Raw genomic sequence first — 10,444 nt, 5'->3', positions numbered from 1 at the left:
GCGATGATGCCCTGGCCCCTGATCCGTGCCGCTGCCGGGATTGGCCTGTTGGCGCTCGCCGCACCCGCGAGCGCGCAACTGATACCGCCGCTGCCGCCGCTCGGCGGGACGGTCGACCGCGTCACCGACGCATTGCCGCGCGTGGATCGCACGCTCGACGGCGCGCGCGCGCTGGCGCAAGCTCCGCTGGAGCGCGCCAGCGATCTTGCCCGCCGTCATCCCGACCGTGTCGCACTGGATGCCGATGGGAATGCGGTCCGCGCGGGTGAGCTGATCGTGATCGATGGTGACGATGCCGTCATTCGCGCTGCGCAGGCGAAGGGGTTTCGTCTGATCGAACGCGTCGCGCTCGACGATCTCGACCTCACCTATCTGCGCTTCGCGACGCCCGGCGGCTGGAACCTCAAGCGCGCGACGCGCCAGCTAGAGGCGCTGGCGCCGGGGCTCGAGGTGACCGCCGACGGCCTGCATTTCGCCAGCGGATCGCTCGGGGCGGTCGCGGTTGCGCCGTTTGTGCGGGCTGCCGCGAACAGCGCCTCGCGCGGACCACAGATCGGGATCATCGACGGCGGGGTTCCGGCGAACACGCCCGGCCTGATCCGCCAACAGGGCTTTGCGCGGGGCGGACCGGCGGCCAACGATCACGCCGTCGCGATCGCCTCGCTGCTTACCGGCGGTGCGGGCGTACGCGCGAGTGCGCCGGGGGCACGGCTTCACGTCGCCGATGTCTATGGCAATGATCCCGCGGGCGGGAACGCCGCCGCGATCGGTCAGGCGATCGCCTGGATGGCGCGCGGACGGGTGCCGGTGGTGGTGGTCAGCCTGGTCGGACCGCCCAATCCGCTGCTCGCGCGGATCGTCGCGGCGGCGCGTCGCCTCGGGACGGTCGTCGTCGCGGCGGTCGGCAATGACGGTCCCGCGTCGCGCCCGGCCTATCCCGCCTCCTATCCCGGCACGATCGCCGTCACCGGCGTGGATGGTCGCGGGCGCGCATTGATCGAGGCCGGGCGCGCCACGAAGCTCGATTATGCGGCGCCCGGTGCCGACATGATCGCCGCCGGGCGCGATGGTCGCGCCCGCACGGTGCGCGGAACGTCCTTCGCCGCCCCGTTCGTGGCGGCGCGTCTGGCGGCGCATCTCGATCGGGGCATCGACGGCGCGATCGCCGCGCTCGACCGCGAAGCGCGCGATCTGGGTAGGAAGGGCCCGGACAAGGCGTTCGGACGCGGACTGGTCTGCGCCGACTGCGCCACGCGACCGCGCTGAATTTTTTTGGATTAAAGCCGAAAGACCATCCGTTCTCCTCCCGGATGCGCCCGACAGGGGCGCGAAGTTGAAGAGGAGACCGACCATGAAGACCCTGTTCCTTTCGGCAGCCGCGATGGCGGCGATCACGCTCGCGACGCCCGCTTCGGCGCAGTTGCTGGGCGGCGGTGGCGGTGGCCTCGGCGGCCAGCTGGGCGGCAGCCTCGGCGGTCAGCTCGGCGGCACCCTGTCGCGCCCGAGCGACGGCCCGATCACCCGCACCATCGGCCGCGTCCGTGAGCGGACCAGCGAACCGGTTCGCACCACGACCCGCACCACCAAGTCGATCCAGGGAACGGCCGATGTCGACAAATCGGTCGACCGCCGCAGCGGCAAGGCGAGCGCCAATGGCAGCGCCAGCGGCGGTATCGCCGGAGCGGTCGATAACACGACCAGCGCCGCCGGTCGCAGCTTCGGCCTGTCGGGCAGCGGCAGTGGATCGGGCAGCGCGTCGGGCGGTGCATCGGCGGACCTGATCGGCACCGACGATGTGCGCGGCGCGGTCGGCCGGACCCGCGAGCGGGCGCGGGGCACTGTCGACACCGCGCGCGGTGCGGCGGGAGCCGCACATGGCGCGACCGGCAATCTCGGTGGCGTCACCGGGGCGCTGGCAGGCGGCGGATCGGCAAGCGGCTCTGCCGGTTCGGGCGGCGCATCGGGATCGGCTGGCGGCGCGGGCGGAGGCATGCTCGACATCGATAGCGGTGCGGCACCGTCGCTCGATCGCGGCATGCCGATCCAGGATGCGCGCGGCCGTGTCGTCGGCAAGCTGCGCAGCGTCAATCGCAACGCGCGCGGAGAGATCGAATCGCTCGGCGTCGCGGTGGGACGCAAGGTGGCGACCATCCCCGCCGACAATTTCAGCTTCAGCGGCAACGCGCTCGTCTCGGCGATGGGCAAGGGCGAGGTAAAGCAGGCGGCCGAGGGCAACGGTACCCCCGAATAAGCCGGCGTCAGGAATGCGGCGCGGCCGGGGCGATGCCCCGGTCGCGCTTGCTTTACGCGGGCACCATCTCCGCCCGCTCCGTCTCGCGGATCCAGCCGCCGCCCAATACGCGCTCGCCGGAATAGAGCACCGCCGCCTGACCCGGGGCGACGCCATATTCGGGGGCGTCGAACACCACCCGGTCGCCGTCGAGCCGCGCCGGGACCGGCCGGGCCATCGACCGCACCTTCGCGGTGAGCGGTGCGCTATGGCTGCCGCCGATCCAGTTCAGCCCCTCGATCCGCGCGGCGCTGACCGCGAGCGCCGACTTCGGACCCACCACCACATCGCGCGTCGTCGGGTCGAGTCGCAGGACATAGAGCGGCTCTGGGCTGCCGCCGATCTCAAGCCCGCGACGCTGGCCGACGGTGAAGTGGATCAGCCCCTTGTGCTCGCCCAGCCTATTGCCCGCCTCATCGACGATCGCTCCGGCGGTATCCGCTTCGGGGCGCAGTTTTCTGACCAGCGATGCATAGTCGCCGTCGGGGACGAAGCAGATGTCCTGGCTGTCGGGCTTGTCCGCGACGCCCAGACCGATCTCCGCCGCGATTTCGCGCACCCGGGCCTTGGGCAGGCCGCCCAAAGGAAAGCGCAGGAAGTCGAGCTGCGCGCTGGTCGTCGCGAACAGGAAGTAGCTCTGGTCGCGCGCCGGATCGGCGCCCTTGTGCAGTTCCGGCCCTTCCGGCCCCTCGACCCGCTGCACATAATGGCCGGTGGCGAGGCAATCGGCGCCCAGATCGCGGGCAAGCGCGAACAAATCCGTGAATTTCGGCCCCATATTGCATTTGACGCAGGGGATCGGCGTGCGGCCGGCAAGATAGGTGTCGGCGAAATCGTCGATCACGGTCTCGCGAAAGCTGCTTTCGTGATCGAATACATAATGCGCGATGCCGAGCCGGTCGCACACCGCGCGCGCGTCGCGGATGTCGCGGCCCGCGCAACAGCTGCCTGCACGTCCGACCGCTTCGCCATGATCATAGAGCTGAAGCGTGACGCCGATCGTCTCCGCGCCGGTGCGCGCGGCGAGCGCGGCCACGACCGAACTGTCGACGCCGCCCGACATGGCAACGACGATCCGCCGCTTTTCGAGCGGCCCGGCAAGCTGGAAATCTCCGGTGAACATCGCCGCGCACATAGTGATTTCACGGTGCCGATGCAAAAGCGCTGCATTTACCGGGCTTTTAGCCTTCGTCGCTAAACGGGGTCTAATGGATTCGACCGATGACAGCAGGCTCCAGTGGATTTGAGCTTCCGATTCGACCGGGATGTGGCGGCGACGCCCATCGTCGCGCCGATCGCGGTGCTGCTGGCGACTGCGGCAGTGCGCCAGTCGGCGAGCCCGACTGCACGGCTGCAGATTCGGCTCGACCGGCGCACGCCCGCGCACGGATTGCTCGCCCCGCCGCACGGCGCGTTCAACCTGGCGGTCGAACGCACGCTAACCCGATGGCAACGGCAATGAACGCGCCGTTTACCGTGCCGTTTAGGCGAAGCGAAATCCGCAGACGTTATGACGGGCTTCAGATGCAGTTGGGGACCCCCCGCCCTGATCGAGGTAAGAATGATTGAGAACCAGAAGATCCGTCCAGCCAAGGTGATCGGTCCGCTCGGCGAGCCGCTGACGCTCGATTCGCTGCCGCCGCCCCAAACGACCCGCTGGGTCGTGCGGCGCAAGGCGGAAGTCGTCGCGGCGGTCAATGGTGGCCTGTTGAGCATCGACGAAGTGTGCGAACGCTATGGCCTGACGGTGGAGGAGTTCGCCGGCTGGCAACGCGCGATCGACCGGTCGGGCATGCCGGGCCTGCGCGTCACGCGCATCCAGCATTACAAGTCGCTGTACGAGCGCCAACAGAAATATTGAGAAGCGGGGGCTTCCCCGCGTCACATCGCCAACTCTCCCATCCGCCCGCGCCTCAAAACGCGGGCGGAACCATTTTCGGCCCCTGCGCGTCTTCGCCCCACATCGTCCGCACCGCTTGCGGACGTCACAGTGGAGGAAGACATGGATCTCGTGGGACTTATCGTCTGGCTCGTTGTCGGTGGCGTGGTCGGTTGGCTCGCCAGCATGGTGATGCGTACCGACGCGCAGCAGGGCATCCTGCTCAACATCGTCGTCGGCATCGTCGGCGCGTTCATCGGTGGCCTGTTGTTCGGCGGGTCGATCAACAGCGTGATCACCGTGATGACCTTCGTGTCGTCGCTGGTTGGCGCGATTATCCTGCTGGCGATCGTCAATCTGGTCCGTCGCGGTTCGGTGCGTTGACGATTTGATTCTGCTGCGCTGAATGCGGTGCACCAAAGATAACGAGGGGCCGTCCCAAGTGGGGCGGCCCCTTTTCGTTACTGCAGCAGAAAGCGGACCCGGACGTTGGCGCTGACCTGCTGTTCGCCGGGTGCGATCTGGGTCGAATCCTTGGCTTCGGCGCGGACCATCATCTGCGGCATCGGGCCGGGGACATCGCCGTCGCTGCCCTCGCTGACCACCACGATGCGGGCGACCCGCATGCCGAGTGTGCGGGCATAAAGCTCGGCACGGGCGCGGGCGCGCTTCACCGCATCGACCCTGGCCTCATCCATCGCGGCGTCGATGGCATCGATCGTCAGGTTCGGCCCGTCGATCTGGTTCGCACCCTGTTTGACCAGCGCGTCGAGGATCGTGCCGCTGCGCGCAATGTCGCGAAACCGAACCGATACGCTGTTGGTCGCCTGATAGCCGGTGATGGCGGGCGGCTGGTTCTCGGCATAGCGATATTGCGGGTTGAGCGAGATCGTCGCGGTCTGGACATCGCGGTCGGCGATTCCCGCTGCCTTCAGCGCGGTAAGGACCGACGCCATCTGGCGCGCATTGGCGGTCAGCGCCTCGGCGGCGGTCGCGCCCTGGCTGACCACTCCGGCGCGAATCAGCGCGACATCGGGCACCCGGTTGACCCGGCCCTCGGCCACCACGTCGAGCAATGTGCCCTCGACCGCAGTCGCGCTCGGGGCGACCTGCGCCGCAGCGGCGAGCGGAAACGTCGCGGCAAGGGCGGCGACGGTCATCAATCGGATCATGGATTCAGGGCCTTTCAGCAAAATGTTCCGCCGCTGTCTTGACGCGGGGCGGAACAACGGGGGCTGAACGGCCCATTGCGCTGCTGGCCCGATCCCCGACCCTTGCCACCCATCAACGATTGCGTGCGGGTGACCGGGAGGGGGAGCGGGCGGCACCGCTTTCAGTAAAACCGAATGCAGGCGCCAAATTCAACGTGCGCGGCGGGTCATTACCAGGCGGTACAGCGCCAGCAGCACGATCGCGCCCACAGTGGCGGCAATATAGCTGTTGAGCGTGCTGGTCAGATCGACCCCGATCGATGGCGCGACAAATCCGGCGAGCAGCGCACCGGCGATGCCGATCAGGATGGTGACGATGATGCCGCCAGGGTCCTTGCCCGGCATGATCAGCTTGCCAAGGACGCCGGCCACAAGGCCGATGAGAATCCAACCGAGAATTCCGTCGGGCATGTATTCCTCCTGTTGTGACCCCTCACCCCAATCAGCATCCCCCGATCAGGCTGGAGCGCCGGGGAGATTGCCCGATGATCGCGTCGCTGAATACCCCCATTTGCGTGCGACGGCCCTTGCGCCGATTCCCCAAAACGGGCATTTCGCGCGCACTGTAAAACTGCCCTTGAGGCAAGTGACTTATTCAGATAATACAGCGCGACGGGGAAGACCCGCGCCGGCGTTGCGTCGGGGGGTAAAAGAGGTCGCGCATGAATTACGAGGCTCGGATGTTCGGTGGGGAAGAACGGCTCGCTCTGGCGGGTGAGGGTGAAACGCGGTCGCGCCGCAAATGGTGGATCATCGCGGGGGTCATCGCACTCGTCGTGATCGTGGCCGCGTGGTTTGCCTTTGCGTCGGGCGGTGCGGGCGACAAGGCCGATCCCGCCAAGGCGGGCGCGGCGGGCACCGTCAAGGGCGCGCCGGGCGGGGCGCGTCAGCTGCCCACCGTGACCGTTGCGGTGCCGGGTCGTAACACGATCACCTCGGTCATCACGGGCACCGGTTCGCTCGCCGCACGGCGCGAAATGCCCGTCGGCGTCGCGGGCGAGGGCGGGATGGTGACCCGCGTGCTGGTCGAGCCGGGCGATTGGGTCAATGCGGGTCAGGTCCTCGCGACCGTAGATCGGTCGGTGCAGAGCCAGACCGCGCAATCGCAGGCGGCGAACATCCGCGTCGCGCAGGCCGACCTTGGCATCGCCCAGGCGGAACTGGATCGCGCCCAGCAGCTCTTGTCGCGCGGCTTCGTGTCCAAGGCGGATATCGATCGCAAGACCGCGACCCGCGACGCTGCCGCCGCGCGTGTCCGCGTCGCCCAGTCGCAGCTGTCGGAAACCCAGGCGCGCAACCGTCGCCTCGACATCCGTTCGCCGGCGGCCGGGCTCGTGCTCACGCGCGCGGTCGAACCGGGCCAGATCATCAGCTCGGGTTCGGGCACGCTGTTTCGCATCGCCCAGGGCGGCCAGATGGAGCTGCGTGCCCAGCTGAGCGAGGCGGATTTGCACCGCGTGCCTGTCGGCGCGCGCGCCGAGGTCAACCCGGTCGGGATGGAGCAAAGCTTCACCGGCGAAGTGTGGCAGGTGTCACCGATCATCGATCCCCAGACCCGTCAGGGCATCGCACGCATCGCGCTGAGCTTTGACAAGGCGCTGCGTCCGGGTGGTTTTGCCTCGGCCCGCATCACTGCGGGCGGCGCGGTCGCCCCGCTGCTGCCCCAGTCGGCGATCCAGAGCGACGCCAAGGGCAATTTCGTCTATATCCTGAATGCGAAGGACGAGGCGGAGCGACGCGCGGTGACCACGGGTGAAGTGTCCGACGCGGGCGTCGCGATCACCAGCGGCCTGGCGGGCAGCGAGCGGGTGGTGCTGACCGCCGGCGCGTTCCTCAACCCGGGTCAAAAGGTTATTCCCAACCTCACCACCCTGAAGCGGTAAAGGCACGGACATGCGCAACATCTCCGCCTGGTCGATCCGGAACCCGGTTCCGCCGATCGTCCTGTTCATCGCGCTGACCATCGCCGGCTTTGTCAGCTTCGCGCGGATGGACGTGAACAACGATCCGGACATCGACTTTCCGATCGCGATCGTCGTCATCAGCCAGCCGGGCGCCGCCCCTACCGAACTCGAGACGCAGGTCACCCAGCGCGTCGAATCGGCGGTGCGCGCGCTGCAGGGCATCGACCAGATCGAGTCGACGGTTCAGGAAGGCAGCTCGCAGACCGTCATCCAGCTCGACATCGGGACGCCGATCGATCGCGCCGTCCAGGACGTGCGCGAGGCGGTAAACCAGATCCGCAGCGATCTGCCCGACGGCATCCTCGAGCCGCAGGTGTTCCGCGCCAACACCACCGACAATGACATCGCCAGCTTTACCGCGATCACCACCGACATGACGCTGGAAGAGCTGAGCTGGTATGTCGATAATGCGGTGTCGAAAGAGCTGTTGTCGGTTCCCGGTCTGACCGCGGTCGAACGGATCGGGGGCGTCAACCGCGAAATTCGCGTGATCCTCGATCCGGCGAAGGTCCAGTCCTATGGTCTGACCGCGAGCCAGGTGAACCAGCAGCTGCGTCAGGTGAACCTGAACGCTGCGGGCGGTCGCGCCGAAATTGCGGGAACCGAACAGTCGGTGCGCGTGCTGGGTAACGCGGCCAATGCCTATCAGCTCGGCCAGACCCAGATCGCGATCGGCGGCGGGCGCACCGTGCGCCTCGCCGATATCGCCGATGTCCGCGACCGCTATGCGGAAATCCGCAGCTCGGCCGAATGGAACGGGCAACAGGTGCTCGCCTTCGACATCAAGCGCGGCAAGGGTGCGTCCGACGTGTCGGTCTTCGCCGAAGCGGAGCAGAAGCTAAAGGCGCTGCAGGAGCGCAACCCGAAGGTGAAGTTCGAGGTGTTGTTCAACAACACCAAATACGCGAAGGATCAGTATGAATCGGCGCTGTGGGCGCTGATCGAGGGTGCGGCGCTCGCCGTGGTCGTGGTGTTCCTGTTCCTGCGGGACTGGCGCGCGACGTTCATATCGGCGCTGGCAATTCCCCTGTCGGCGATCCCGACCTTCTTCTTCATGGAGCTGCTCGGCTTCAACCTCAATCAGATGACGTTGCTCGCGCTCAGTCTGGTGGCGGGCGTGCTGGTCGACGATGCCATCGTGGAGATCGAGAATATCGTCCGCCACATGCGGATGGGGAAAACCGCCTACCAGGCGTCGATCGACGCGGCGGACGAGATCGGCGTCGCGGTGGTTGCGACCACCATGTCGATCGTCGCGGTGTTCCTGCCCGTCGGCATGATGCCGGGCATTTCTGGCCAGTTCTTCAAGAATTTCGGCCTGACCGTCGTCGCCGCCGTGCTGATGAGCCTTGCCGTCGCGCGTCTGCTGACGCCGATGATCGCCGCCTATTTCCTGAAGGCGAAGGGCCACGCCACCCATGGCGAAGGGTGGATGATGGATCAGTATATGAAAATCCTTCACTGGACGCTGCGCCACCGCTGGTCGGCGGTGGTGGGCGGGCTGGCGTCCTTCGCCCTGACCATCTGGTGCTTCACCGCGCTGCCGATGACGTTCCAGCCGAACCAGGATCAGGACGCGGTTACGGCGACCATCGAAATGGTCCCCGGCACGACGCATGAGCAGACCAAATTGGTGGTCAATCGCGTCCGCGACCTGCTCGCGAAGCAGGAGGGTGTCGACAACACCTATTCGCGTGCCTTTGTCGCCAATGGCCGTGTCACCGCGATGCTGGCCGAGGAGCGGCCGTTCAAGAGCGACGAGTTCGAACGGCGACTGACCCCGGAACTGGCAAAGATCCCCGACGCCCGCGTGTCATTCCGCAACCAGCAGGGCTGGGGCGGATCGGGCCGTGCGTTGACGATCACGCTGGGCGGTGAGGATCCCGCGCTGCTCCAGGCGACGGCGCAGAAGATCGTGGAGGAGATGGAGAAGCTCAAGACGGTCGTCGCCCCCCGCGTCACCGGCGACCTCAAGCGGCCTGAAATCGTCATCCGTCCGCGCATGGACCTGGCTGCCGATATGGGCGTGACCACGGCCGCGTTGTCGAGCGCGATCCGCATCGCCACGCTGGGCGATATCGACCAGAACAGCGCGCGATTTTCGCTCTCCGACCGCCAGATCCCGATTCTGCGTGGCGCTTGACGAAGACGCCCGTGCCAAGCTTTCGACGATCCAGAACCTGCCGGTCGCGACCCAGTCGGGCGGTTCGGTGCCGCTCAGCCTGGTCGCCGATATCGGATTTGGCGCGGGTCCGACCCGGATCGACCGGATCAACAAGCAGCGCCGCATCATGATCGGTGCGGACCTCGCTCCCGGCGTGGTCAGCGGCGACGCGATGGCGCAGATCAATCAACTGCCCACGATGAAGAATCTTCCGCTCGGCGTCGGCAAGCTGACCGTCGGCCAGGCCAAGTGGCAGGCGGAGATGATCCAGAACTTCATCGTCGCGGTGGTCGCCGGCGTCTTCCTCGTCTTCGCGGTGCTGGTGCTGCTCTATCGCCGGTTCATGTCGCCACTGGTGAACATGGGCTCGCTCCTGCTCGCGCCGCTCGGCGGACTGCTCGCGCTGATGATCGCTGGCCAGCCGATCTCGATGCCGGTGTTCATCGGTCTCCTCATGCTGCTCGGCATCGTCGCCAAGAACTCGATCCTGCTGATCGATTTCGCGCTGGAAGAGATGGAGAAGGGCGTCGACAAGCTCACCGCCATCGCCGACGCCGGGCACAAGCGTGCCCAGCCGATCGTGATGACCACGGTGGCGATGGTCGCGGGCATGGTGCCGACGGCCATTTCGCTGACCGGGGACAGCTCGTGGCGCGCGCCGATGGGCATCACGGTGATCGGCGGACTGATCCTGTCGACCATCCTGACGCTGCTGATCGTACCGGCAAGCTTCAGTCTGGCGATCGGTGTGGAACGGTGGATGGGGCCACGTCTGCGCCGCCGTCTGCTCACCTACACTCCGGGCGATGAGGACAAGCCCTACGGCCCGGCGGCGATCGACCATCAGCCCGGCGGCCGGATCGGACATCGCGGAACCGAGGGTCCGGAGCCCGCCGAGTGAACCAAAACAGGGCACGCGGATTGTTACGGGTATGA

Annotated in this window: 9 protein-coding genes and 1 pseudogene; 7 read left to right on the top strand and 3 right to left on the bottom strand. The window is 67.1% G+C overall.

Annotated elements, in window-relative coordinates; all coding sequences use genetic code 11:
- Positions 1 to 3 precede the first annotated feature (3 nt).
- Positions 4 to 1,266, top strand: a complete 1,263-nt coding sequence (locus LRS08_RS08370; protein WP_260481560.1) for a S8 family serine peptidase — start codon at positions 4 to 6, stop codon at positions 1,264 to 1,266.
- Positions 1,267 to 1,351: 85 nt separating this feature from the next.
- Entirely contained in the window at positions 1,352 to 2,251 is a 900-nt protein-coding gene (locus LRS08_RS08365) for a hypothetical protein (RefSeq protein WP_257844096.1), read from the top strand.
- Between the two features lie 52 nt (positions 2,252 to 2,303).
- Here LRS08_RS08365 and mnmA read toward each other — a convergent pair whose 3' ends face one another.
- Positions 2,304 to 3,413: a tRNA 2-thiouridine(34) synthase MnmA gene (gene mnmA, locus LRS08_RS08360; RefSeq protein WP_257845465.1), complete on the bottom strand. Its 1,110-nt coding sequence runs from the start codon at positions 3,411 to 3,413 to the stop codon at positions 2,304 to 2,306.
- Positions 3,414 to 3,557: 144 nt separating this feature from the next.
- Here mnmA and LRS08_RS08355 point away from each other — a divergent pair, with 144 nt between their 5' ends.
- The 3 genes from LRS08_RS08355 (at position 3,558) to LRS08_RS08345 (ending at position 4,553) form a co-directional block, all read left to right on the top strand.
- Entirely contained in the window at positions 3,558 to 3,752 is a 195-nt protein-coding gene (locus LRS08_RS08355; protein ID WP_257844097.1) for a hypothetical protein, read from the top strand.
- Between the two features lie 99 nt (positions 3,753 to 3,851).
- Positions 3,852 to 4,151: a DUF1153 domain-containing protein gene (locus tag LRS08_RS08350; protein ID WP_257844098.1), complete on the top strand. Its 300-nt coding sequence runs from the start codon at positions 3,852 to 3,854 to the stop codon at positions 4,149 to 4,151.
- Positions 4,152 to 4,301: 150 nt separating this feature from the next.
- Positions 4,302 to 4,553 carry a GlsB/YeaQ/YmgE family stress response membrane protein gene (locus LRS08_RS08345; RefSeq protein ID WP_257845466.1) on the top strand — a complete coding sequence of 84 codons (252 nt, stop codon included), beginning with the start codon at positions 4,302 to 4,304 and terminating at the stop codon, positions 4,551 to 4,553.
- Between the two features lie 77 nt (positions 4,554 to 4,630).
- Here LRS08_RS08345 and LRS08_RS08340 read toward each other — a convergent pair whose 3' ends face one another.
- A complete protein-coding gene (locus LRS08_RS08340; RefSeq protein ID WP_260481559.1) occupies positions 4,631 to 5,329 on the bottom strand; it encodes an SIMPL domain-containing protein in 699 nt (232 codons plus the stop codon).
- Between the two features lie 201 nt (positions 5,330 to 5,530).
- On the bottom strand, positions 5,531 to 5,791 hold the full coding sequence (locus LRS08_RS08335) for a GlsB/YeaQ/YmgE family stress response membrane protein (RefSeq protein WP_257844101.1): 261 nt from the start codon (positions 5,789 to 5,791) through the stop codon (positions 5,531 to 5,533).
- A 251-nt stretch (positions 5,792 to 6,042) separates the two neighbouring features.
- On the opposite strand from LRS08_RS08335, the gene LRS08_RS08330 reads away from it, so the two are divergent.
- Entirely contained in the window at positions 6,043 to 7,263 is a 1,221-nt protein-coding gene (locus tag LRS08_RS08330; protein WP_260481558.1) for an efflux RND transporter periplasmic adaptor subunit, read from the top strand.
- Positions 7,264 to 7,273: 10 nt separating this feature from the next.
- A pseudogene (locus LRS08_RS08325) lies at positions 7,274 to 10,409 on the top strand (efflux RND transporter permease subunit).
- Positions 10,410 to 10,444: the final 35 nt, after the last annotated feature.

The sequence above is a fragment of the Sphingomonas sp. J315 genome, from assembly GCF_024666595.1.
Lineage (GTDB): Bacteria > Pseudomonadota > Alphaproteobacteria > Sphingomonadales > Sphingomonadaceae > Sphingomonas.
Note: the sequence above shows the minus strand (reverse complement) of the source record. Positions and strands in the feature narration are given on the sequence as shown.

Bases quoted from the DNA above. Each gene is read 5' to 3' on its own strand.
- LRS08_RS08365 (WP_257844096.1), top strand. From the start codon at position 1,352: ATGAAGACCCTGTTCCTTTCGGCAGCCGCGATGGCGGCGATCACGCTC.
- LRS08_RS08330 (WP_260481558.1), top strand. From the start codon at position 6,043: ATGAATTACGAGGCTCGGATGTTCGGTGGGGAAGAACGGCTCGCTCTG.
- LRS08_RS08370 (WP_260481560.1), top strand. From the start codon at position 4: ATGATGCCCTGGCCCCTGATCCGTGCCGCTGCCGGGATTGGCCTGTTG.
- mnmA (WP_257845465.1), bottom strand. From the start codon at position 3,413: ATGTTCACCGGAGATTTCCAGCTTGCCGGGCCGCTCGAAAAGCGGCGG.
- LRS08_RS08335 (WP_257844101.1), bottom strand. From the start codon at position 5,791: ATGCCCGACGGAATTCTCGGTTGGATTCTCATCGGCCTTGTGGCCGGC.
- LRS08_RS08350 (WP_257844098.1), top strand. From the start codon at position 3,852: ATGATTGAGAACCAGAAGATCCGTCCAGCCAAGGTGATCGGTCCGCTC.
- LRS08_RS08340 (WP_260481559.1), bottom strand. From the start codon at position 5,329: ATGACCGTCGCCGCCCTTGCCGCGACGTTTCCGCTCGCCGCTGCGGCG.